The organism is Bacteroidota bacterium, assembly GCA_016711505.1.
In the GTDB taxonomy this organism is placed as follows: domain Bacteria; phylum Bacteroidota; class Bacteroidia; order AKYH767-A; family 2013-40CM-41-45; genus JADKIH01.
This window is the reverse complement of sequence record JADJSV010000017.1, coordinates 1-22,411: the sequence shown is the minus strand read 5'-3', so window position 1 is coordinate 22,411 and position 22,411 is coordinate 1. Positions and strand designations below refer to the sequence as shown.

28 protein-coding genes and 1 tRNA gene are annotated in these 22,411 nt (G+C 35.3%); 11 read left to right on the top strand and 18 right to left on the bottom strand.

From position 1 onward, the window contains the following. The first annotated feature begins 124 nt into the window (after positions 1-124). Both IPL24_13755 and IPL24_13750 read left to right on the top strand, forming a co-directional pair. The gene (locus IPL24_13755; protein ID MBK8364676.1) at positions 125-373 is read left to right on the top strand and encodes a DUF4160 domain-containing protein; all 249 of its coding nucleotides are present in this window, start codon (positions 125-127) and stop codon (positions 371-373) included. A gap of 155 nt (positions 374-528) precedes the next feature. Next, entirely contained in the window at positions 529-870 is a 342-nt protein-coding gene (locus IPL24_13750; GenBank protein MBK8364675.1) for a hypothetical protein, read from the top strand. 357 nt (positions 871-1,227) lie between these two features. Here the strand turns inward: IPL24_13750 and IPL24_13745 are convergent, their stop codons facing one another. The 5 genes from IPL24_13745 to IPL24_13725 form a co-directional block, all read right to left on the bottom strand. After that, positions 1,228-2,955 (bottom strand): hypothetical protein, encoded by a 1,728-nt coding sequence (locus IPL24_13745; GenBank protein ID MBK8364674.1) that lies wholly within the window; start codon positions 2,953-2,955, stop codon positions 1,228-1,230. A 37-nt stretch (positions 2,956-2,992) separates the two neighbouring features. Beyond that, positions 2,993-3,688, bottom strand: coding sequence for a hypothetical protein (locus tag IPL24_13740; protein MBK8364673.1), 696 nt, complete (start codon positions 3,686-3,688; stop codon positions 2,993-2,995). Positions 3,689-3,805: 117 nt separating this feature from the next. Then, positions 3,806-4,633, bottom strand: a complete 828-nt coding sequence (locus IPL24_13735) for a hypothetical protein (protein MBK8364672.1) — start codon at positions 4,631-4,633, stop codon at positions 3,806-3,808. Between the two features lie 579 nt (positions 4,634-5,212). Continuing rightward, positions 5,213-5,392 (bottom strand): hypothetical protein, encoded by a 180-nt coding sequence (locus IPL24_13730; protein MBK8364671.1) that lies wholly within the window; start codon positions 5,390-5,392, stop codon positions 5,213-5,215. A 362-nt stretch (positions 5,393-5,754) separates the two neighbouring features. After that, complete coding sequence (locus tag IPL24_13725; protein ID MBK8364670.1) at positions 5,755-6,102, bottom strand: hypothetical protein; 348 nt, start codon at positions 6,100-6,102, stop codon at positions 5,755-5,757. A 186-nt stretch (positions 6,103-6,288) separates the two neighbouring features. Here IPL24_13725 and IPL24_13720 point away from each other — a divergent pair, with 186 nt between their 5' ends. Further along, complete coding sequence (locus tag IPL24_13720; GenBank protein MBK8364669.1) at positions 6,289-6,936, top strand: hypothetical protein; 648 nt, start codon at positions 6,289-6,291, stop codon at positions 6,934-6,936. After that, a complete protein-coding gene (locus IPL24_13715; protein MBK8364668.1) occupies positions 6,906-7,688 on the top strand; it encodes a DUF2971 domain-containing protein in 783 nt (260 codons plus the stop codon). Before IPL24_13720 ends, IPL24_13715 begins: the two co-directional genes overlap by 31 nt. A gap of 229 nt (positions 7,689-7,917) precedes the next feature. On the opposite strand, the gene IPL24_13710 is transcribed toward IPL24_13715, so the two are convergent. From IPL24_13710 to IPL24_13700, 3 genes are all read right to left on the bottom strand, one after another. Then, a complete protein-coding gene (locus IPL24_13710; GenBank protein ID MBK8364667.1) occupies positions 7,918-8,382 on the bottom strand; it encodes a hypothetical protein in 465 nt (154 codons plus the stop codon). A gap of 146 nt (positions 8,383-8,528) precedes the next feature. Further along, the gene (locus tag IPL24_13705) at positions 8,529-9,263 is read right to left on the bottom strand and encodes a hypothetical protein (protein MBK8364666.1); all 735 of its coding nucleotides are present in this window, start codon (positions 9,261-9,263) and stop codon (positions 8,529-8,531) included. A 179-nt stretch (positions 9,264-9,442) separates the two neighbouring features. Then, positions 9,443-9,895 carry a hypothetical protein gene (locus tag IPL24_13700; GenBank protein ID MBK8364665.1) on the bottom strand — a complete coding sequence of 151 codons (453 nt, stop codon included), beginning with the start codon at positions 9,893-9,895 and terminating at the stop codon, positions 9,443-9,445. Positions 9,896-10,166: 271 nt separating this feature from the next. Here IPL24_13700 and IPL24_13695 point away from each other — a divergent pair, with 271 nt between their 5' ends. Continuing rightward, positions 10,167-10,988, top strand: a complete 822-nt coding sequence (locus tag IPL24_13695) for a hypothetical protein (protein MBK8364664.1) — start codon at positions 10,167-10,169, stop codon at positions 10,986-10,988. A 57-nt stretch (positions 10,989-11,045) separates the two neighbouring features. Here IPL24_13695 and IPL24_13690 read toward each other — a convergent pair whose 3' ends face one another. From IPL24_13690 to IPL24_13680, 3 genes are all read right to left on the bottom strand, one after another. Continuing rightward, a complete protein-coding gene (locus IPL24_13690) occupies positions 11,046-11,480 on the bottom strand; it encodes a hypothetical protein (GenBank protein MBK8364663.1) in 435 nt (144 codons plus the stop codon). A 526-nt stretch (positions 11,481-12,006) separates the two neighbouring features. Beyond that, positions 12,007-12,080, bottom strand: a tRNA-Cys gene (locus IPL24_13685). Between the two features lie 140 nt (positions 12,081-12,220). Further along, positions 12,221-12,529: a helix-turn-helix transcriptional regulator gene (locus tag IPL24_13680; protein MBK8364662.1), complete on the bottom strand. Its 309-nt coding sequence runs from the start codon at positions 12,527-12,529 to the stop codon at positions 12,221-12,223. A gap of 539 nt (positions 12,530-13,068) precedes the next feature. Between IPL24_13680 and IPL24_13675 the strand changes: the two genes are divergently transcribed. The 6 genes from IPL24_13675 to IPL24_13650 all read left to right on the top strand — a co-directional run bounded on the left by IPL24_13675 (position 13,069) and on the right by IPL24_13650 (position 17,045). Further along, a complete protein-coding gene (locus IPL24_13675; GenBank protein ID MBK8364661.1) occupies positions 13,069-13,584 on the top strand; it encodes a hypothetical protein in 516 nt (171 codons plus the stop codon). 59 nt (positions 13,585-13,643) lie between these two features. After that, a complete protein-coding gene (locus IPL24_13670; GenBank protein MBK8364660.1) occupies positions 13,644-14,957 on the top strand; it encodes a hypothetical protein in 1,314 nt (437 codons plus the stop codon). Further along, positions 14,902-15,207, top strand: a complete 306-nt coding sequence (locus IPL24_13665) for a T9SS type A sorting domain-containing protein (protein ID MBK8364659.1) — start codon at positions 14,902-14,904, stop codon at positions 15,205-15,207. The genes IPL24_13670 and IPL24_13665 overlap by 56 nt, the downstream gene beginning before the upstream one ends. Positions 15,208-15,515: 308 nt before the next feature. After that, on the top strand, positions 15,516-16,103 hold the full coding sequence (locus IPL24_13660; GenBank protein ID MBK8364658.1) for a DUF3089 domain-containing protein: 588 nt from the start codon (positions 15,516-15,518) through the stop codon (positions 16,101-16,103). Further along, positions 16,079-16,474, top strand: a complete 396-nt coding sequence (locus tag IPL24_13655) for a DUF3089 domain-containing protein (GenBank protein MBK8364657.1) — start codon at positions 16,079-16,081, stop codon at positions 16,472-16,474. Before IPL24_13660 ends, IPL24_13655 begins: the two co-directional genes overlap by 25 nt. Before the next feature lie 58 nt (positions 16,475-16,532). Beyond that, the gene (locus IPL24_13650) at positions 16,533-17,045 is read left to right on the top strand and encodes a DUF1905 domain-containing protein (protein MBK8364656.1); all 513 of its coding nucleotides are present in this window, start codon (positions 16,533-16,535) and stop codon (positions 17,043-17,045) included. A gap of 117 nt (positions 17,046-17,162) precedes the next feature. Here IPL24_13650 and IPL24_13645 read toward each other — a convergent pair whose 3' ends face one another. The 7 genes from IPL24_13645 to IPL24_13615 form a co-directional block, all read right to left on the bottom strand. Beyond that, entirely contained in the window at positions 17,163-17,534 is a 372-nt protein-coding gene (locus IPL24_13645; GenBank protein MBK8364655.1) for a T9SS type A sorting domain-containing protein, read from the bottom strand. 101 nt (positions 17,535-17,635) lie between these two features. Continuing rightward, positions 17,636-17,995: a hypothetical protein gene (locus tag IPL24_13640; GenBank protein ID MBK8364654.1), complete on the bottom strand. Its 360-nt coding sequence runs from the start codon at positions 17,993-17,995 to the stop codon at positions 17,636-17,638. A gap of 68 nt (positions 17,996-18,063) precedes the next feature. After that, positions 18,064-19,308, bottom strand: a complete 1,245-nt coding sequence (locus tag IPL24_13635) for a hypothetical protein (protein MBK8364653.1) — start codon at positions 19,306-19,308, stop codon at positions 18,064-18,066. Between the two features lie 139 nt (positions 19,309-19,447). Further along, complete coding sequence (locus IPL24_13630) at positions 19,448-19,633, bottom strand: hypothetical protein (GenBank protein ID MBK8364652.1); 186 nt, start codon at positions 19,631-19,633, stop codon at positions 19,448-19,450. A gap of 57 nt (positions 19,634-19,690) precedes the next feature. Further along, positions 19,691-19,870: a hypothetical protein gene (locus tag IPL24_13625; GenBank protein MBK8364651.1), complete on the bottom strand. Its 180-nt coding sequence runs from the start codon at positions 19,868-19,870 to the stop codon at positions 19,691-19,693. Between the two features lie 153 nt (positions 19,871-20,023). After that, a complete protein-coding gene (locus IPL24_13620; GenBank protein MBK8364650.1) occupies positions 20,024-20,191 on the bottom strand; it encodes a hypothetical protein in 168 nt (55 codons plus the stop codon). A 791-nt stretch (positions 20,192-20,982) separates the two neighbouring features. Continuing rightward, on the bottom strand, positions 20,983-21,294 hold the full coding sequence (locus IPL24_13615) for a hypothetical protein (protein ID MBK8364649.1): 312 nt from the start codon (positions 21,292-21,294) through the stop codon (positions 20,983-20,985). Positions 21,295-22,411: the final 1,117 nt, after the last annotated feature.

The following is a 22,411-nucleotide window of genomic DNA, read 5'->3' as shown; positions in this document are numbered from 1 at the left end:
GGGGTATTTATATTAAGGAGTTTGTGAAATTTACATATCATGTTGATATTCATAGATTTAAAAATTAGCAAAATACTTAATTTTATGCACCTAATTAGGTACATTTGTTGTAAAACAATCTAAAATGGCTCCATTATTAGCCGAAATGAATGGCATTAAAATATCGATCTTTTCTAAAGAGCATCTGCCTCCACATTTTCATGCAGCTTTCGCTGAAGATGAAATATTGATTGAAATAAGAACAGGCAAAACCTATGAAGGGTGGATACCAACAAACAAACTAAAACTGGTACACAAGTGGCTGAAAGCAGGGAAAAATAGAGAAAACGCTGAAAGAATTTTTTTCGAACTAAACCCGAGATTGAAAAAATAACAAAGGCAAATAATGGTCGTGAATAAAAATAAAATCAAAATGAAAACCCCAAAATAAATAGTACGGAACCAAATATCAACCGTAAACCTCATAAGAGATTACCGAAAATATTAAAGATTAATCGTATTGAAAAAGATCGATTAATTGTATCTGTATTGTTTAGTACTGGTGAAGATAGAATACTTAACTTTAATAATATTTTTAAAAATATTTGGAAAATTGATAAAGAAGATCCAGAATATAAACTTTTTAATCCAAATGAATTTGCGAAAGTTAAAGTTGAAAATCACACTTTGATTTGGAACAATGTCATTTTAGCAATTACAGATTTTGATAACAATAGAAAAAAAGTTTCATTTGATGTGGGAGCTGATTCATTATATAAACTGAGTGAAATTGATTCTAAATTAAATATTTCAATTGGTACTTTATTCAGAAGAGCAAGATTAGCAGCAAAGAAATCACAAGAAGAAGTAGCTGAATTATCTGGAACATAACGAACTTATATAACAAAATTAGAAAATGATAAACAAGATATAGAAATAATGACTTTAAAAAAAATTGTTGAAGCTGGATTAAATAAACAGTTAAACATATCTATTGAATAATTTATTAACCCAAATAAAAGGATTTCAAGAAAATTAAAGAAATAATTTAAATTTATATCCCATTTGAATAAAAATTGAATTTATTCCGAATGAACAGCTGAACGATAAAACAAGGAATTTGATTGTGGATGTACTAATAGCAACTTTACTAATAATATACACTTTATAAGAATTTATGTTGATGGACCTTTACCTTACAGCGTTTTCAAGACGAGTTTCATGAAAGATAAGCAAAGGAGGCGTAAATTATACGCCCTCTTGCTTTATTAAGTTATTATCAGATTCTTCAGGCTGCCTTGATTCTTCATTGTTTGGATTGTATTTGGAAACTAGCGATGTAAATAGTTTCATAATCTTATCAGGGTATTTTAACCCTCTAAGTTTAAAATTTAAAGTTGCATATATTGGAGGAATAAAATGTTTGTCTCTTTGATTAAAACGAAATAGTTCCCAGATCTCCTTGGGGTTTTTATTAAGGTAATTTTCTAACTTTTCAAGATCGTTAATGTGTATTAATGTTAGTGGCTTAATATTGACTTTATTTGTTTTTAGATCAACAATTAATTCTTGAAATCTTGCATTAAAGGTATCTGCCATTAAAGGAGTTTGCAGCGCTTTGTCATTTAAAAAGATACATGGGTAGATTGTGTAGACATGACCTTTAGGAAACTTCGGGTCAATATTTATCATGTGCTCTTCAAGAATTTCAATCGATTTTACTAATTGATTTACGCCGAATTTTTCAAAAAATGAATTCCTGTCATTTTTATATAAAGTGTCAATAGTCCCTCCGAATTTATCATCGTCATAAATACTACTTGATTTTACCTGACCAAGTATAATCTTAGAATTACTTCTAAAATACACATCTGCGATTTCGATATTTCCGTTCTTCGTGGGCAATTTCAGTTGATTAAACATAAGTAGAATTGAATGCTTGTAATTCTCAAAGCAAACCTTCAGTATTTCACCCATGTAATTTTCAAAGAAATAACCAAACGCACTTCGATACAAGGTAATTTTGAATTTTGATTTACCCTGCTCATCTTTTACATTTTTTATCCAATCAAACCAAAAATCATTTAGAAATTGCGAGTACGTTTTCTCTAAAAGGAATGAATTGTCAGATAAGATATACTTGCAAGGACCGACATTGATAAATGGAGATTTGCGGATAGTGATTAATTTGTAAGTTTCTTTGTTAGGTGTTGCTTGGCTCAGTTTATCATATAGGTTTTGGTGGCCTTCTTTTATTAGATAAAAAAAATTGTGTTCTGGTTTTTCGCTACTATTTGACAAGTACATGCTGAATAATTCAAATATGAATTGCTGCGGCTCAATATTATACACAACTTTAAAATACTTGGAAATTTCAATGCCAAATACTTCGTGTTTAAGAAAAAAGTCAATTAGATGAAATCCTCGAAAAGGAGTGAATACCGGATCAGTTTCGATCGACATTTCATTTAGTGGGGGGAGTTTTGGGTTTAATGATTCGAAATCAACTCTTGTATCTTTGTCTTCTTCTCTTATTTGTGTGATTGTATAATTTACTGCTAAAAAATATCTTAGAATACTATCCCAAACTTCAGGCTTTGCCATTTTGAAGTTGTCAATGTTTTTTATCTCTGAGGAGTTGACTATTTCTTCCATTGCAAATAGGCAAGCTTGCCTATTAAAGATGATTGGATATTCCTCCTTACTTTTTGTGTATCTTTCTGCAACATTAGAATACTTAACAAATTGTTCTTTCGTCATAGTGAAATACTTGAGCTCTTTTACTTGTGTTTCAAATGTCTCATCAATTTGAATTTCCGTTTTGGGCTTAAGACGATAGTTTAATCCTGATATTTCATAGAGAATGCTTTCCTTAGAAATATGACTGATTAAGGAGATTCTATTTTCCGGTGGCTCTTCTCCGAAAAACAATTTATAATCAAGAATCAATAATGGCTTAGGCGCTGCTATGTGCATGGATGTGTATGGTTAGTGAAAAGAGTGATGGACATGTTTAAATTTTTAGTTTCTGCCTTAAGTTATAATAAAAATGGATTGCTTTGATTTTATCATCTCCGTTTAATACGTCCTCTTGAATTTGAGTACTTATTGATTTCTTATATTTTCTATAGATGTTTTTTGAGTATTCTGAATTAAATGATTTTTCTGTGATTTTACTTTTACTTATTTCGAAAAAACTATTTGCCGGAAATATTTTTATTTTACTGAGGCTGTCCTTAAAATACAACGCATTATTTTTATTGGAAGATTCTACAAAAATTAGCGATGACTCTGTTTTCTTTTTATTTATAAAGCAAATTTCAAGTTCTTCTCTATTTTCATAAGAGGTAAGCCATCCTAGTATATTTTCTGATTTCAATCTTGAAACTAATTTGACCATCCTTTTCGGATTTAGTTTTATATCTAAATCACTTAATTCAAATTGTTTTTCTTCAGGAAAAAAGGTTGAATATATTTTTGGTATTGAAGAAACGGCATGACTTCTGGAGTTCAAATAGTTAACAAAAAAACCAACTTCAATATCGCTTTTTGTTTTCCAAACCTGAATACCTTTTCCGACATTTTTCGCCATCCATATCTTTGTTGCGAAAAACATTACATCTTCAAATTTCTCACTGAGATGGCCTCGGAATAAAAATGTGTTTTTCGGAATAATACAGTGACCATATTTTAAAATTATTTCACTCATTTAAAGAATTATAATTTGATTAAAATAATTGGAATTGAACTAGAGAGTACTATGGTGTGAAAACAGATAAATATATTCAAGATTAACAAAGAGTTGACAAAAAAGCCGGGATCTAAATTAAATAGTTGCACTCTCATTTCCTGCTTCAATTTTATTTTTCAATTCCTCAACTTCTAAAAGATTTTTTAAATTATTTGCACTTTCGTTCTTCCCTATTAACTCTTGTTTTATTCGATCAAGAATTTTAAGTTGCAGTAGATCAACAGTAAAACTAAAGGAGCCCATGGTTTTTTTATCTATTTGCTGAAGCTCCGTATCTGTCAAAACAGTTTTTAAGCCTTGAATAGTATATTCGTCTTTCTTCCACAGCTCTAGATTGTTATAAGTGACTCCTCGAATAAATCCGTCTACTGTTCGGTGGATTACCAAATTATAAGCCCAATACATTTGATATAATTCTTGGGAGATGAAACAACGGGCTCCATCAATAAATTGAAAAGCTTCATCACTCACTTTTAGCAAATTGTTTTTAGCTTCCATTTTAATGCTATCATACTTTGTTGGTTTTCCAAATGGCTGCATATTCTTTAGTGTTTCAATAGACCACTCAGAATCTTGAAGTATCCACAATGTTAATTGTACATTAGGAGGTATTGCTCTTTTAACAATAAAGGTATTTTTCCATATTTGTTCTAAGATTAAAATCTTCCTTTCGTTGATTGCTTTTACATTGTTTAGGAAAATTGAATGTGCATTATTTAAAAGATTGTTACTCTTAGATAATTCATTAGTCAATCCTACAATTTTTTCATTGTATTCATGCTGGAACTTTGCTGTTATTTTTCCTAACAATATTTTACCACCAAATGCAAACGCTGAGATAATTACAACAGCAGTTCCACCCATAGCTACGATTAGATCGCGAATAGTTATAGTTAGTATCATAATTTCAAATTTACTTAAATTTGGCTTGAATTACCAATTTCAAAAGAAACTTGAGGTTTAGAATATTAGCACCAGTTCAAAACAAACTACAGGTTTCCTTGCACCGCCCAATCCTTCCTGAGCCATTCCCAGACATTCCCTAACCAGCCTTTTTCCGAAACGTTTATTTCGCACCACTAAACCAACCTTGGTTCAAATAAACTGAAGTTCCGTCTTGCTTAGCTCCTGATTAGGATCTTGGCTGCAATCGTCACCGCATTATTCTCATAACCCTTTTCAGACAGCCGAAGAATCCGGCTCTTGATCTCCGCCGGGCCCCAGAATAACCAACTTTGCTTTTCGAAATATTTCCGGAGTTCTAGCTCTCTATTACGGTAAACCTTTCCGGCAATAAGCCCGAACGAGATCCTTGTACTTTGAAGGATGTGGCCGGATTTGCACCAATCCTCATGAAGCCGTTTCGCCAGTGTTTCCCGGTAGTTCTTTGCGGTAAGTAGCTTGTACCGGCCGGACTGTTCGTCCTGTTCAATAGCTACATGCTCATAAACAACACCAGGACTATCGAGGTAAGACTTTACCTCAAGCAGGTATTGTATCGGTTGTTGTGTTATATGCCACTATATCAATCTCCGGTCTTGGCGTGGAAGGTTTGTTAATACTTCTTTTTTCATCAGGCGTGAGATCGATCTTTACGGAATGTCTAACCCAATACTTTTCTTCTATCAGAAGTTGGCCAATGATTTGTTCGAATGCGTCCATGTCTTTTTTCCTGCGAGAATACATGGACGGGGTGACGGGTGCAATGGGATGGTTGGAAAGTTGGATAATGTTATCGAGCGGGGTTTGTTGGTAAGGAGAAATGAAAAACCACTTACTCCTTCACAATCTTCCCCGACACTTTTTCTTTCTCCGTAACAATCGTTACCAAATAAACTCCGGCTACAAATTTTCCATAGGAATATCCCTGTTATTAAACTTTAGTGTTGTGCAATATTTAGGCAACATCTTTTTTTCTTAATGTTTATAGATTCTGGTCAAAGAATATATGAAGAGCCAGTACAGAAGATACTTCAACAACCTTAACAGTAGTTTCCTGCAACTATTGGATTTTGGAGAGAATATTATTCTTGCAAAAGTTTAATTATGAATGCGATGTCAGACATAAACTGACGATCATCTTGGCCTTTATCAATTTTATTGTGTAATTCTTGGTACATTTGCGTTAAGGATCCTATTAAAATGCCGATTTCAGATTTATAAAAACTAATTTCCCATATAGAGTTATCTCGATGGTAATTTACTCGTTCCATCAATAAATTTGCTATTGCTAACTGTTGTCCAGCGTTTTTAGGCATTATTCCAGAAATTAGGCCCTCTTTATCAGGTTCACCTTGAAATTTTATTGCTCGAAATACAAGTACAAGGCCTAAGCCATGTAGGAGATTATAATCAAGTGTTATTGTTTTCATCATGATTTTATTTTTAGTAAATTTAAAAATATTTTATTAGTTCAGCCAAATATAAATTAAACTGTAGATTCTCAGATATGATAAAGTGCTTAAGATTGAACGTTATTATTCTGAATATAAAAAATCATTTAATTATTATTTTGCGGAAAAACGATTTTCTCTTGCGCAGAATCTAATTAAAATACAATGAAATTTGGAACTTCAAGAAGGAGAAATATTTTCTGGCTATCAATTGGCGCAATAGCAACTTTCCTTGCTGTTCTCATTCTTAGGTACTTTCTCATTTGGAGAGGATATTCCTTAGATATTATCGCAGGAATATTAGGAGCAGTCGTTCTATTATTGATCCTTGAAGTGAAAGAGTTTTACACAGAAAAATTTGTCTATGGCAAAGCTCAAGGAGTTTATAAAAGAAAAGAGATTTTCGAAGTTGATCATACTGCAATAATCAATACTAAATACAAGCCTTTAGAAGCTTATGAGTCTATTGATTCTGAATTGCAAGTTAGATATTTAGGAGAAAGAAGTTATTCCATTAAAGCATTTTACCAATTAGGAGAGGTTGAGGGATTTATGCAATTAGATCCTTTTAATCCTCTAAGAGGAAGTGGTACTTATCAATACGTGTCAGGAGGATTAAAAGATATCGGTACTTATGAAATGTTTTTAAATAAGCAGAAACCGAGTGCAATTTATGTTGAATATAAAAATATCGTTCCAAATGGACTTGCTGAAGGTTATGAAACTTGGGTATGGGTCTCAGAATTGATGTCAGAAAAAGAAATAAAAGAAGGAGTTAAAACATGGTTAATGAAGAAGCAACGGAAAGCGTAAATAATCCGCTATTCTATTATACAAGAATTGATAGGTTCCTTTTCGAGAATTTAATAAACCGTACTTTTTATTTTAGTTCACCCAAAAATTTCAATGACCCTTTCGATTGCAAAGCGCCTATGATATTTGGAGTTGGAACAACTGAAAAAAGAATGGGTGAATATTATGATTTCATAGCAGGAAGATGGAAGCATCTAGTATTTAATTTGGAAAGAAATGAGTTCTTAAAGAACTGGAAGGTTAACCCAGCTATTTTTGAAGAAAGGCTTTGTAGTGAAGTTCAAAAAAGAGCTGATGAAGAATTTGGTATTCTATGTTTGACCACAGTTCCAGACTCAATAAAAATGTGGTCACATTATGCGGATAAACATAGAGGGATTTGTGTTGAATTAGATGCAAATGAACATTTATTTAGCAATGCTTACTATTGGAAGGTAAATTATCCTGAACATAATCATTATCAAAATTTCATTGAGCATGATGTAGATTTTACCTCGTCTTTAATGGGTCAGGTTTTAACGAAGGCGAAAATCTGGGAAGATGAACAGGAATTTAGAGTCGTGCTTAACAATGCGGGTTTGCATGAATTTAATACAAGGTATGTTAAAAAAATAATCTTTGGAGTTAACACCCCATTTGAAGAATCAGAAACTATTCAAGCTTTGGTTGAAAAACTTCATTATCCTAATTTAGAATTTTACAAGGCTGAAAAATCAAAGAGTGAATTTAAACTCAATATAGTCCCATATTAACATTGTAAAGCGAAATGAAACAAGGAAGATTACGAAGATTTTAAAATAGGTATTTCCGATGAATATGGCGGCACCATTGATCAAAAATTCAGCGATGAAGCTTTAGATGGTTACTCAAATGCTATTTGGAATATAGATTAAAGATTCATTTTGATAAATAACTTTCCTGCTGACGAACTTTTTTAGCACCCCCCCCCTTAGCGAATCGTATTGATTCTGTTTCTGTTTCTCAAAATGGATAGGTCCTTTGCAATTCAGCTTCTTTTAACATTTTTTTACGACCCTTTTTCATTGTGTTTTGCATTCTTGTGCCAACGAGGTGTCCTTTTTCAATTTTTATAGTAAGCTCAAAATCAAATATTGATTGAAAATAATCACCCCCTTGATAGATTGGAAAGCCAAACGGAATCCGCAATTTACCGGTAAACCAATTTGCAAAGACGGTATCTTCTCCCGGAAATAAACAATGAATATCAACCTTTCGATAATTATAAAAATAGCCATCCAGTTTCACCAGTAAAAGTAAATTGTCTCTTATCTCCCAAGTTCCTTCATAACCACGTTGCAATCCAGTATCAGGGCTTTGAAACTCTAAAGGATCTTTAAGTGCTTTTAAATACGAATCCAATGGCAAGGTAGCCAAATGATAAAAAGTATCTTGGTATATGATATTGTCTGTTCTTTGTCCGCACATGGCTAACGATGTTAATTTATTTTTTAAAGATTACTTTCCGGGAATTCAATTTTATTTTGGCCATGTTCGCTATAAAATAAATGGAAACTTTATTTGATTTCAAATATATCAAAACAAAATCACGCCCAAACTTTTTTAAAAAAAGATCAGTTCCGAATATTCAATCTTTCATTATCCGCTTTCGTAAGTACTAATTTCCCATTCTTCTTTTCATAAATTTGATGAACAAATTTAGAATCAGCATTTACAATTTCTCGTTTTACCATTGTCAATGCGCCTCTGTTCCATTCATAGTCTTCCAAAGTTTGGTAATCCATTCCGCTCCTACTGTAAGACTCAACTCGCTTTTCTCTCGGATATGGTATGGCAGAAATCAATTCCGATAGTTGAATGTTATATTGGAATTTTTGATCTGCCGGATTAAATAACCAGTATTCATCCCAACTATTACCTGTGGCGCCCATCTCGTAGTTTACTTTAAAGTCAAGGAATCCATCGAAATTCATGTCGATGAAATTTGATTTATACTCAGTTCCGCATTCATAGCTCTTGTCTAGAAGTTTTCCGGACTGAACAACGACGCCGGCATTGATGTAAATAATAAATGTTTTGTTGCTTTTTCCACCACATGTGATTTTCGCTGAAAACATTCCGGTAGTATCTGGTTTTCCTGGCCAACTATTTACATTCTTATCTTGCACACGACTGTAATAACATGGTCGAATAAATGGACCGGAAAGAGTATCGTTCGAAATCGAAGCTGATTTATTTTTAATTGAATCGTCAACATCAGGAACATTTTTGCTTTGCACATTTGATGATTTGCTATTTGACCCGCAGGCAACGAGAATTAGTAGGTAAATTGTAAGTTTATATTTCATTTTAATTTAATGCACTATTAAAAGATAAGCAGTCTATTAAATAATAGAAATCCTTTATTTGATTTTATCACTACAAATTTATTTTAGGTACTTGTCGCAATATTTTTTCCAATCCCCAAAAGGTAAAAGTACTTTACTTCTATCATCTACTTCGTTCCTAACTTTGAGTATAATTTCATCTAATATCTTTTTACCAATTCTCTTTCTGTATAATCGTATGGCTCATCGTAATTTGAATTCTCGAAAAAAGTTTTAATCGATCCCGAATCTCTAACTTCTAAATTATTATACGTATTATAATTGAATGATTCGAGCTGATCGACATAACTATAAATCATATCATCACCATCTAAATATGAATTGAATTCTGTTAAATACTGAATCAAATCTGCTAGTTGAAATTGATAGTCCTTAATATTCGAATTGTATGAAATTCTGTTTAACTCATCTTGCTTTTTGATTTCTTCTGGAGTTGAGCTCGATTTGTAAGTAAACATTCCATATTCACCTTTAGCGACATTCTCCCAATAGATTTTATGACTGAAATAAGAAAAGCCAGTAGCTACCGTTTGTTTTGCTGTAAAAATAAGTTTTCTTGAAGACGCTTCTATATTTGAAAGCGCAATAATCATTTTATGAAGTACTTCTGCCTGCCTTTGAATTTCTAGTTTGGAAATATCTGCTTTTTTGAGTTCTCTTAAAATGAGCTTTGTTCAATTGATTTGTTACCAATCCTCCGACAATTAAACCCGAAATTGTACCAATAATTGTATATGCTTGTGGCTCCATGTTCACAAGGTATAAAAAAGCATAGACGAAAGAAAATTAGTCGATAGAAATCAGAATTATATTTGGCGGAATCTCGAAGTTTACAGATATTGAGTAAAAATAATCTTTAACAACATGGCAGAAATCGGAATTAAATTCTATCCAAAATCATTTGTGGCTTTAATAGATATACTGGGCTTTAAATCAATCATTGAAAATTCCGAATCTGAAGAATATAATATGGTGTTTCAAAATTTGACAGAAATAGTTTCGTCACAACATACTTATACATTGACCTATCCTGAAAAAGGGAAAAGCGAGTTTAAGCTAAATCAACACCAGGAAATAAATTATTTGATTATTTCTGATACAATTATTTTGTGGTCAGATGACACTAGCTACCCTTCATTTTATTCAATAGTAAAAGCAGTAAGAAATATAATTTGGAAATGCTTCAAAACACAATATAATATTGCCTTACGCGGAGCAATAGTTATGGATTCCGTTACAATCTTTGACAATCGAAAGGCGGTAAACCAAAAAGCAATTGATGCTTCAATTATTGGCAAAGCGATTATTAAAGCTTATGAATTAGGCAACAGTCTTGAATGGGCAGGATGCTATATTTCACCTGAGTGCTTTGCCGAAAACGATTCATCATTCGAATTATGTAAAGGTGGAAGTAGTGATCTTATGTTTACGGTCTTTGACGATTTAGACTTTCGACAGAGTGGAATTGTAAAGTGTAACGTCCCCTTTAAGACGGGCTCGAAGGAAGGCTATGCAGTGAATTGGATTCATCCATTTAACGTTGGAATGAATGTAGAAGAGAGTAATATTAAATCAACATTTGCAAAATATCCATGCCCAGATGATCAACAAGAAAAACTTAAGCAGAAAATCGAAAACACAATTGCATTCCAAAGGCAATTCCTATCAACTGAAATCCCCGCCTAATTGCGATTCTAATCAGGTACAAAAATTTATTGAGAATATTTGATTTAGAGTCAAACGTTACAACTTTAATAGTTTCAATGAATCCTCTTTTTCCTTCGCTCGAATATTGGTTTCGTATTCGCTATTTATCATGCGTTCGAAAATATTGAAATCGTAGTATTTGAATTCGAATCTCGAATCCGTTTCAAATCCTTGATGGCTTTTTGTCTTGTAATTCTTTATGGCTTTAATTTTAGTGCTTTCTGAAGTTCTCCAATCAATCATTACTTGGCTTTTAATATAATCATCATATTCTGGCTGGCCATATTTTTTATTTATCAGACCAAGGGTTTCATCAATTGACTGAAAAGGGCTCTCGGCATTTAAAAACAATGTTATCATAATCAATGAATCGTTATAAAACAATGGTTTAAATGTATACACCCCTGATCCTATTGAATAAGTGTTTTTATAGTAAAAGCTATTTATTAAATTATAATCTTCTTCAGTCATATAATATTTGAAATGTCCAAACATCTCAGGTGAATCTTTGTACTTATTTTCTGTTAAATGTGCGCTCGAAGAATCAACATTTTGCATAGAAAATTTATTGTCTTCTGCAGAATTACTACATGAACAGAGATAGAATACATTACAGATTAAAAATAATCTGACTGATGTTTTTATAATAAGTAGCTTTTCGTTCATTGATCTCATTGATGGTTTCTGTGTTTGTCAAGCATTCCATGTTCTAACAAATCTATTAAATTTTCTATTGAGTATAATATGGCAAAATATTTCAGGCTTTAGTGCATTTTTAAATTTTATAAGTGATTTTCAAGAACCGGATTGCAAATTCATTGATACATTATGGTTCATTTTTCCGCAGACGGCACTCATTAGCGAATCACCCAAAACCCTCTTAGCGAATCGTAAACGAATCACTTCCTCATCCTAACGGCTCCTAACGTCTCCTAATGAAAAGCAAAAAGCCTCATTCTTGCGAAATGAGGCTTAATGTCTTCTAATGAATAGAAATTGGAGGTCCCGAGCGGATTTGAACCGCTGTACAAAGTTTTGCAGACTTCTGCCTAACCACTCGGCCACAGGACCATTTTTTCGGAGTGCAATAATAGTAAAAAAAGAGATTATTATACCCTTACAAACGGTTTAATGTTGCTTGAATTCTAGTAAAATCAATGGCTTAAAGGAAAATGGTCGAAAGACTTTCATTAGCAGTCATATATAATGCACTACTTCTCGCCACTTTTTCCGGGCTTCTTGTCTTTTTTGCGGGTCACATACTTTTCGATGTCTTCCATGGTCATTGAAAAGGTCGTCTTAATAAGTATATGCGGTTCCACTTCTAAAAATCCGGAAAGCTTCAATAATGTCAATAAAGTGATGTTTTTGCCTTGTTCTATCCTTAACATATTCGACTTGTCTGTCCCAATGTCTTCTCCCAATTGCTCCAAAGTAAGGCCCTTTTTTACCCGATAGGCCTTAATATTCTTGCCTATTGCCTCTAAAAAGGCTTTTTCAGGGTATTTCGAAAGTGACATCCTAACAAAAATGCCACTGTTGGGAGGATTTAAGTTGTGTTATAAGTCAACTCATTCGCCTCAAGATCGTATTTGGGTGAAGTTGAGCGAGATAAGTTCCTTGGACGTGGTTTGTTTAATGTTCGATAACGCTTAACGCACCTAGGCAGGACATTAAACTTTCATTTTTTATGCCCACAGAGTCAACATTTAACTTTAAACCTTAAACAATGAACCCTATCCACATTAGCAATTAAAAATACTTTCATTTTATTAAACAGAATTCAATTCTATAAATGCACTATTAGCTTTTTGCAATTTTCATTGGTGAATGGATTTTCACATGTAGTGGATCGCTTTATCTGTACTGTCAATTTTCTATTCTCACATTCACTGTGAAAACATCAATTTTTTTATCATAAAACAAATGAACAAAAAACACTTTGTTTCTTACACCTCTATGATTAACTCGACCATTTGCTACTTACCACTTACCAATCACTACTTACCATTTACCACTTTAAATTGATATCCCGTGACGTCGAAACTACTTTGACCTCATGCTTACACGATACACAAAAACACTACTTACTAAGAGTATTCAGGTAGCCATGTTCTTCATGACAACTACTATTTATGCTCAAAACAATTTTCAGCGCGAATGGGATTACCGTTATGGTGGTACCAAAGATGAAAAGCTGAAAGTATTCCTGCCTACATATGATAAAGGCTATTTACTCGCCGGATCTTCTTTATCTATTAATGATGGAGACAAGACTCAGGGAAGTAATGGTAGCTGGGATTATTATGTAGTGAGAACCGATTCTGCCGGTGTCAAATTATGGGACGCACGCTTTGGCGGTTCTTTAGAAGATGAACTTACTTGCGTTCTTCAAACCGGTGATGGCGGATTTCTTCTCGGTGGATTTTCTCGCAGCGGAATTAGCGGCGATAAATCAGAAGCGAATTGGGATCAGTCGGGTCACGACTATGCTGATTACTGGATCGTAAAGATCAACGCTCAAGGTGTGAAACAATGGGATAAACGTTTGGTGGAATCTATGAAGACAAACTAAATGCTATCGTCATCTCTGGTGATGATGGTTACCTGCTTGGCGGACATTCTCTATCGTCTATGACAGGAGATAAAACGCAAGCATCTTTTGGTGGCCCTGATTACTGGGTTGTAAAAATTGATGCTTCCGGAAATAGGATCTGGGATAAAACATTCGGTGGTAATAGAAACGATCAGTTAACTGCAATGACACGTACTAAAGATAATGCTTTCATTTTGGCCGGTCATACATGGTCTGATCAAAGTGGCGACATTTCTTTCGGTAACCGTGGATTGGTCAACTATTGCGACTACTGGATCATGAAAATGGATGCACAGGGAAATCAGGTGTGGGATAAGCGATATGGTGGTGCTGCAAATGATATCCTTTACTCGATTATAGAAAGCCGTGATGAAGGATTCCTGATGGCCGGAAATTCATACTCTTCTGTTGGTGGAGAAAAAACAGAAGCGAATAACGGTCCGGTAAATACTTCTGATATCTGGGTAATCAAAACAGATAACCTCGGAAATATTCAGTGGGACAAATCGCTTGGTGGAAGTTACAATGAAAACAAATTCGGTAATATCACTCAGACATCTGACAACGGATTCTTCATTGCTGCAACTTCTTACTCACAGGTAAGTGGCGACAAAACAGAAAATAATCTGGGTCAGGAAAACAACTGGGTTGTAAAACTTGATCCTACAGGCAATGTACTATGGGATAAAACGATCTTCACTTCAGGAAGAGATGACAGCGGATTTGCATATTTGTTAAATGACGGAAGTATCGTTGCTGCCAATCATACGAATGGCCAGATTGCAGGTTACAAATCACAAGATACTTATGATATCACTAAAAAGTATTGCGACTTCTGGATTGTAAAATTGTCAAACGTTGTTCCTCCTGTTGCTGACTTCATGTACGGCACAGATCCTGTATGTTCCAGAACATGCATCGATTTCACAAATCTTTCTGTAAATGCCATCTCTTATCAGTGGTCATTCCCGGGTGGAAATCCTGCGACAAGCATCGCTCAGAACCCAACAGGTATTTGCTATAACACTGCAGGAACATTTGATGTAATGCTCATTGTTACAAACAACTATGGCGTTGATACGATGTTCATGCCGAATTATATCAATGTACTTCAATCACCGACAAATTTCACTGTGAGTGCTGTCAATGATACACTTTTCGCTTCTCCCGGTTATACTGCTTATGCGTGGTACTTCAACGGTAGCCCGATCTTGTCTGCTACGGGAAGCTTCTTCGTTCCGCAAGCAACAGGCGACTATTTTGTATCTGCAGTGAGTGTGAATGGTTGCGGAACAAGTGCATATCGACTACCTCATCAACAGTGTAAATTCACTGAACGACAATTCACATAGCGTATCGATCTATCCAAATCCGGCAGGCGACAATTTCGTAATCAGTATGAATAGTCTGGATACGCAAAAACCAATTACGATCAGCATCTTCGATCAGGTTTCTAAATTGGTAGCGACAGAAAAAATAAATTCTTCTTCGGCTGAGATCAATTATGTGGTGAACAGCTCATCAATGAAATCCGGATTATATTGGATCCGCATCATGAATGGCGATAAGATGATGAGAAAAAGTGTGATCATCACGAAATAATATTAATCATTAGAAAATAATTCTTCATTGCCCGGTAGGTGTTAGGATCTGCCGGGCATTTGTGTTTTTAGGATCTGCGCCAAATCTGCGAGTTCTGCGAGATTTGCGGGAGAAAAAATTTCGCTTAAAATATTTCCCGCAGATCTCGCAGAACTCGCAGAATTTGGCGCAGATTAAATCGCATGCTTCTCCTTGTGTCCCGATAGCCATCGGGATTGTGATGAATTATAGATTGCTTAATGTTTTATTTTCTTTATAATTAACTTACTTTTGAATCTAATTCAGTCGCTCTGAATTTCTTCAAAAATATGTATATTAAATCTTTAAGAATTAGTTTACTAATTATCATTTCAATTGCATCCACTGGTTGTTTCAGACCAGGACATTCCTTTTCCTATTACAAAGAACCTGCGAAACCTGATTATTCAGATACTTCAAATTGGGCAGCACTGCCAACTAAAATCGATAGCGCAGATGCCGTTCCAATAAATTCAGCAGAAATGGATGGTCAATCCACTGCCAGAGTAGATGTATTTTATATTCATCCTACAGTTAATTTTAGCGCGAGAAGCTGGAATGCTGATTTGGCTAATGAAAAACTGAACAAACGTACTGATGAATACCCGATTCGAATGCAGGCAAGTGCATTCAATGGATCCTGTAAAGTTTATGCGCCCCGTTACCGTCAGGCAACATTATACTCATTCATAGAAAAGAAAACAGATAGCGGCGAACAAGCTCTGGCACTTGCGTACAGCGATGTTCTTGCAGCTTTCGATTATTACATCAGGAATTACAATCAGGACCGACCGTTTATTATTGCTTCGCATAGTCAGGGAGCAGACACGCCTTCAAATTATTACGAGACCGGATTGAAAATGATCCTATACTGTTAGACAAATTCATTTGCGCATACGCCATCGGTTTTACAACTGATTCTATTTACACCAAAATACAAGCTTGCGATTCATCAACACAGACCGGTTGTCTGATCTCATGGAATTCCTACAAGTGGGGATCTAAGACAGACAATAAATTGATTGGTGTAAATAAATATTGCACTAATCCATTGTCATGGAAAAGAGATACGAGTGTCGTAAGTAAAATGGACAATTTCGGTGGCGTTGACAGAAATTTTAAATTTATCGCCAATGCAACTGATGCAAAAGTAAATGAAGGAATTCTATGGGTTCACAATCCCAAAAAGGTAAATTTGTTCATATTGGAAAAAACTATCACATTAGCGATTACAATCTGTTCTATATGAATATCAGAAAAAATGTTGCGGCAAGAATAGATTCATATTTTGAAAATCAAAAATAGATATGGTTACTATAAAAGCAATCATAAAAAGATATAGTAGAAATGGCGAGAAGACAGGCTGGTCATATGTCGATATCAGCGCAGCTCAAGCGAATAAAATTAAAGCTGATTACAAACGATCCTACAAAGTGAAAGGCTTTATCGATGAATTGGCCATCTCACAGATCGCGATGATTCCAATGGGCGGAGGTACGTTTATTATTCCTATTAAAGCAGCGATTAGAAAAAAGATTGGAAAAGAAGAAGGCGATAAAGTTGTTTTAAAACTTGAAGAAGACTTAAAGGAGTATCAGCTCGACAAGGAATTAGTGCTTTGTTTGAAAGATGAACCGATTGCATATGGAAAATTCAAAAAACTTCCGAAGTCGTATCAGAATTATTATTCGAAATGGGTCGGTAGTGCAAAGACACCGGAAACGAAATCGCGGAGAATTGGAATTGTGATCAATGGAATGTTAAATGATCAAACGATGGCAGAAATGCTGAAGGCTAATCGAGAGCTTAAGATAAAATGAAACACAAAAAGAAAAACACTAAGACCACATGTTCACAAAAGACCACGGAATAGAAGTACAGAGAATTCCGTGGTCTTTTGTGAACTTGTGGTCTTAGTGTTTAAATTTTTTAGCTGCTCACATCTTCATGATCTTCTTCGTCACCTTCTGATCTTTGTAAGTGATGATCACAAAATAATATCCGCTGGTGAGACCTTTGTTATCGGTATACGAAAACGAATTATATCCGTCTTCAGCCATAACAGCTTCATTAAAGATCATTTCACCTTTTGAGCTGATCATACTGACTTCTACCTGACATTTTTGTTTTAAAATGAAATCGATCTTGAATTCGTCGGAGAATGGATTAGGCGAGATAGCTGTTATTTCTACTTCTGCTTCGTCTATATCATTTTGCCCGCCTTTATTCTTTACTGTTTCTACATCGCTATAAGAAAAATGTCCGTCGTAATCAGTTTGCTTTAATCTATAATACGAATATCCATCCAATGGATTTGGATCATTGGCTTCATACTCAAGAGTAACAGTCGAATTCCCTGCTCCTCGCTTAGTGAGAATTGGCTCAAAGGTCTGTCCATCTGTAGAACGTTCTATCGTAAAAAATCATTATTGATCTCTGCAGCAGTTGCCCATGTCAAACTTACATTGTTGTTCCTCAATTTAGCATCGAAAGAAATCAATTTAATTGGAAGGGCTATGTTTTTATTTGTCAGATAAAAGGCCTTAAAGAACAAGGATGTCTGTCTGGTTTGCGATGAGCCCGATACATTAATTGCTCCCGTTCGATACATCAGTGTATTTACATTGACGTAATTCAATTCATACATAGCTTGTCTTCTCGAAGAGTCAATGTTGGAGATGTCATTTGTATATCCCAAAGCACGATAACTACCACCTAAATTTGTGACCGTCAAGTTAGTAAATGGATCAAGATTGTAGCTCAAAGGCATTGTTGCTTCAATAAACTCTCTAACGTTGCTATTACCATCAACATCAACTCCGGTTGCTGTAACTCTCTTTATTGTGTGTCAGTACTTGTTCCGGCCTTTTTGAATGTTATTTTCCACTCTATATAAGCCGTTCTGCCTGCAGGGTAGTTTATGAAAGGTTGAAAGGACGAATTGTAACCTACAGCTGAATTATCAATATTATCTAAGGTTGCTCCATTCGACAAATTCATGATCTCGACCCAGGCATCAACACCGCGAACTACAATTGGAAAAACATAGATAGCATTCACAGCACCTGCTGTACCACTCCTCAGTGTCGGATTTGCAAACATTGGGAAATCGCCGATTGCAATAGCAAAGATTCCGAATCTAGTTAGTGTTGAACGTTCAGCTGTTGCAACTCCAGAAACTACTGACTGATTTGCATCATCATGAGTTCCTGCCGGTAGCCACTGAGAAGTCAAATTTGCTCTATTTGCCAGAGTGATCACAGTACCATCAAGAATTGTATTGCTATACCCGTCTTCATTTAATGTTACTGTAAAAGTTCCTGATGTAAGATTTGAATTAGGTGTAAGTGTCCATGAACCATAATCAAGTAACTCAGACATGTGCACACCACTTGCTGTTATCGAATCAAGATCATACGATGCATCGTTCGGGTCTGCTGATGTAAACTTTCCAAGCACGTTAGAAAAACCTGCTGTTCCAGATAATTTAAGTGTCAACAACTCATAATTCGAAGTTGTCCCTAATGGATAATCATATGTTCCAGAACTTCCGACAGAACGATTCAAATTTCCTATGATATAATCAGCAGATGAATATCCGGTAATACTGCTCGTAGAAGTATTGGTAACATACAACGTATTACTTCCCGTATTGATCTTTCCATTAGCCAGATTCAGTACTCCTGTAACAGTGAAGTCTGTTGACATGGTCAATGTGCCTCCATTATTTACAGTCAGATTTCTAACCGTTGCCAGGGATTCCTCCACCTGTATTCTGTGTAGCCCCTCCTGAATAAACATAATCAGCACCGGTACTATATGATCGTGTACCTGAAACTTGAATATTGCCAAGTAATCCTGTTGCTGAGATACCCAACAAAGAACCCATTGAAAGACCGCACCTGCAGAAAGTGTAAAATTTCTTCCATACATTATACTTGATCCCATCACAAGTGTAGAACCACTGTTAATTTTCCAATCAACATTACCTGTTACAACAGGAAGAGTTGTAGTGAATGTTTGCGAACCTGATCTGGCAAAAGAAATTACCGCACTTGTACTTGAGTTTCCTCCTACTGTCAAAGTTTCCTGCTGTATGAGTATAATTTCCGGAAACGTTTACATTGCCTGTACTACCACTTCCATCAACTATACTAAAAAACTTCCCAATGTGTGTGTGTAATCTCCTGCTACATTCATTACTGATGTAATATTACTTCCATCAGATAAAGAAAAAATTTCCTGCTGTAAATGTAAAATCTCCACCAACTGATAAGGTTGAAGCCGGATTTTTAGATAATCGCAATCCACCTGTCAGTCCGGCGTTGATGTTATAGTAAAATCTCCTGTAACATTTGTTAATGCTGAATTCAAATCTACCCAGCTTAATTGTAAAGGACAATTCCAAACAAAAGTTCGAAAACGCTTGTCCATAACCGTTCAAAGAATTGTTATATGTCGAATCCTATGATCTCACATGTTGATCCTGAATTCCAAGTTGCTGTAGGAATTGTTCCACCCGAGGTTGTAAAATTGTGCTGATACTTCCCTGAACTTTGAAAACAACTATTGCACTTGCGCTTATGGTTACTGTTCCTGCATTTTTAAATGTTCCTGAAACGGCCAGATCTTGTACCTGAACCATTATTAACTGTCAACGTAATTCCGGAATTCTGGACTAATGTACTAACCGCTATTTACAACAATCTGATCAGCAGCTACGCTTGAGGTTATTGTTACCGTGTGACCGGATAAAATGGTGATTGTTGCTCAGATGAAGTTGGTGTTGATGTTGCATTTACCCATGAACTTCCGTTATATCTCTGCCATGTACCAGTCGAACTCCAGTTTCCTGATGCTTTGTCCGATATTCATTTGTTACCGCTGCATACGCATCTTCATTCGATGAAAAATTAAAGAACAATGTCAGCCCAATAGCAAGTACTCCTACTAAGGCAGATGACACCATGCAACACGCCTGAACGACGTTTTTAATTTCATTTCACGTCGTTGTCTCATTCTATTTGGTCTAGATGATCTCATTCTGTTTTGAATTTTAACAGAAATCATAATCCGATAAACGAATTTTCTTCATTTATCGCAATTATGCTCTTAGATACATTCTAGAGTTGCAACATCTGTTGTAATTAATGACGTTGAATCTTACAGAATTCAATATAGAATTCCGTGAGCGATCTCAGGAGTTCTGCGAGAACTGCGGGAAATATTTTAGTATAATTTTTTCTCCCGCAGATCTCGCAGAACTCGGCAGAAAAACGCAGATATCAAATATTAGCAATCTGAAGATAAAAAGCCACCCGGATATTCAATCCAAGTGGCTATATAAATAATTGTTGATTTGCTTAGGATTCTTAATACTTCAGATCTTCTTTGTAACCTTTGCCCTTTGTAGTTGACGGAAACAAAATAATATCCACTTGTAGGACCTTTGTTGTCGTTAAACTTGTATGAATTATAGCCATCTTCTGCAATAACAGTTTCTCTAAATATGATCTCCTCTTGTGTTAACCATACTGATCTCAACCTCGGTTTTTGCTCTAATAAAACTAATTTAAACTCATCACCGAATGGGATTGAGAAATTGCAGTGATCTCAACCGGCAGCTTCATCATGGCCATTCCTCCTTTTTGTTCTTGGATCGCTTCAACTTTACTTGTATGTGAAACGCCCGTCATAATTCGTTTGTTTTAATCTGTAGTATGAACAACCCTGAAACGGACTGGGGTCATTGGCTTGCTAGTCGCGTTCGAATGTCGAATCACCTGTACCATTGTTTTGGTTAAAAAGCGCTTGTAAAATTTTGACCATCTTTGAACGCTCAATTGTAAAATAATCAAGTTGTTTACCTCTGAGGCTGCAGCTCCAATTCAGACTAACATTATTGTTGTTCAGACTTGCATTGAAAGAGATCAACCTGATAGGAAGAGCAATGTTTTTATTCGTCAGTATTAAACGTGGATTTACAAAACCAATGGACGGTTTGCTCGTTTCCGCCGAAGAGGCATTTGAAACTGTTGCCAAATGTCCGATACATGTTATACTTGACATTTACATAATTCAATTCAAACATCAAGCTACTTAGCTGCTGTATCAATGCCGCTTAGATTCGCAAAGCTTCCTGTTGCACGATAGTTACCTTTGAAGACTGGCAACCGTTAATGTCGTAAATGGACCTAAATTATAACTCAAAGGCATGGTTGCATCAATAAATTTTCTTCATTCCTGAACTACCATCAATATCAACTCCGGTAGCGGCCATCTTCTTTATTGTTGTACTCTAGGCTCGTGGTGGCTTTTTTTTAAATGCTATTTTCCATTCTATAAGGGCAGATTCGTCGCCGGATAGTTGGATGACGGTCGGGAAGGGTGGTTGTAAATTTGTCGTTGAATTATCAATATCATTCAATGTTGCTCCATTATTAAGCATTTTCATTCGTACCCTGGCATCTACCCTCGCGTTATATTTGGGGAAAGGAGCGATTGGTGTACTCTATAGCTCCGGGCAAAGCTCCAATTTCTCAATGATGGGGCCAACAAAAGCAGCAAAAAATCTCCGATTGCAATTGCAAAGATTCCAATTCCTGTTAATGGTCGTACTTGTTGAGCAGTTAAGTTACTCCCGCAGAGCATTATCGCAGCATCATCATGAGTTAACCTGCCGGAAGCCAGTCAGCACTTGAACTCCGCCCCATTGGCTAATGTAAGAACTGTTCCGTCTAATATTTTACTACTAAGTGCACCCTTGCTCTTTAACAGTAATTGCGAATGTTCCTGAAGTCAGTGTAGAATTTGAAAAAGCCATCGACCAAGAACCATGGAAGCCAAGAAGTTCTGTCATCATTCCACTCCCCCGGATGCACTCACAGGAATCAAGATCGCGTGCAGCATCATTTGGACTTCTGCATTAAATGAACCCAATACATTTGAAAATTCAGCAGTACTTGACAAAGTCAATGTGGAGCAATTCATATTTTGAAGATGTTCCAAGTGGATAATCATAAGTTCCTGAACTTCCCACTCGAACGATTTTTAATTTCCTATAATGTAATCTGCTGATGAATATCCGGTAATACCAGTGTAGTAGAAGTGTTAGTTACATAAAGTGTATTGCTTCCTGTATTGGATCTTTCCATTGGCAAGATTCAATATCCCAGTGACGGTATAG

Bases quoted from the DNA above. Each gene is read 5' to 3' on its own strand.
- IPL24_13675 (MBK8364661.1), top strand. From the start codon at position 13,069: ATGCTTACACGATACACAAAAACACTACTTACTAAGAGTATTCAGGTA.
- IPL24_13740 (MBK8364673.1), bottom strand. From the start codon at position 3,688: ATGAGTGAAATAATTTTAAAATATGGTCACTGTATTATTCCGAAAAAC.
- IPL24_13725 (MBK8364670.1), bottom strand. From the start codon at position 6,102: ATGAAAACAATAACACTTGATTATAATCTCCTACATGGCTTAGGCCTT.
- IPL24_13625 (MBK8364651.1), bottom strand. From the start codon at position 19,870: ATGGTTCAGGTACAAGATCTGGCCGTTTCAGGAACATTTAAAAATGCA.
- IPL24_13730 (MBK8364671.1), bottom strand. From the start codon at position 5,392: ATGGACGCATTCGAACAAATCATTGGCCAACTTCTGATAGAAGAAAAG.
- IPL24_13700 (MBK8364665.1), bottom strand. From the start codon at position 9,895: ATGATTATTGCGCTTTCAAATATAGAAGCGTCTTCAAGAAAACTTATT.
- IPL24_13660 (MBK8364658.1), top strand. From the start codon at position 15,516: ATGTATATTAAATCTTTAAGAATTAGTTTACTAATTATCATTTCAATT.
- IPL24_13690 (MBK8364663.1), bottom strand. From the start codon at position 11,480: ATGACTGAAGAAGATTATAATTTAATAAATAGCTTTTACTATAAAAAC.
- IPL24_13670 (MBK8364660.1), top strand. From the start codon at position 13,644: ATGACAGGAGATAAAACGCAAGCATCTTTTGGTGGCCCTGATTACTGG.
- IPL24_13735 (MBK8364672.1), bottom strand. From the start codon at position 4,633: ATGATACTAACTATAACTATTCGCGATCTAATCGTAGCTATGGGTGGA.
- IPL24_13640 (MBK8364654.1), bottom strand. From the start codon at position 17,995: ATGCCTTTGAGCTACAATCTTGATCCATTTACTAACTTGACGGTCACA.
- IPL24_13680 (MBK8364662.1), bottom strand. From the start codon at position 12,529: ATGTCACTTTCGAAATACCCTGAAAAAGCCTTTTTAGAGGCAATAGGC.
- IPL24_13715 (MBK8364668.1), top strand. From the start codon at position 6,906: ATGGTTAATGAAGAAGCAACGGAAAGCGTAAATAATCCGCTATTCTAT.
- IPL24_13695 (MBK8364664.1), top strand. From the start codon at position 10,167: ATGGCAGAAATCGGAATTAAATTCTATCCAAAATCATTTGTGGCTTTA.
- IPL24_13720 (MBK8364669.1), top strand. From the start codon at position 6,289: ATGAAATTTGGAACTTCAAGAAGGAGAAATATTTTCTGGCTATCAATT.
- IPL24_13755 (MBK8364676.1), top strand. From the start codon at position 125: ATGGCTCCATTATTAGCCGAAATGAATGGCATTAAAATATCGATCTTT.
- IPL24_13745 (MBK8364674.1), bottom strand. From the start codon at position 2,955: ATGCACATAGCAGCGCCTAAGCCATTATTGATTCTTGATTATAAATTG.
- IPL24_13705 (MBK8364666.1), bottom strand. From the start codon at position 9,263: ATGAAATATAAACTTACAATTTACCTACTAATTCTCGTTGCCTGCGGG.
- IPL24_13650 (MBK8364656.1), top strand. From the start codon at position 16,533: ATGGTTACTATAAAAGCAATCATAAAAAGATATAGTAGAAATGGCGAG.
- IPL24_13710 (MBK8364667.1), bottom strand. From the start codon at position 8,382: ATGTGCGGACAAAGAACAGACAATATCATATACCAAGATACTTTTTAT.
- IPL24_13615 (MBK8364649.1), bottom strand. From the start codon at position 21,294: ATGTCAAGTATAACATGTATCGGACATTTGGCAACAGTTTCAAATGCC.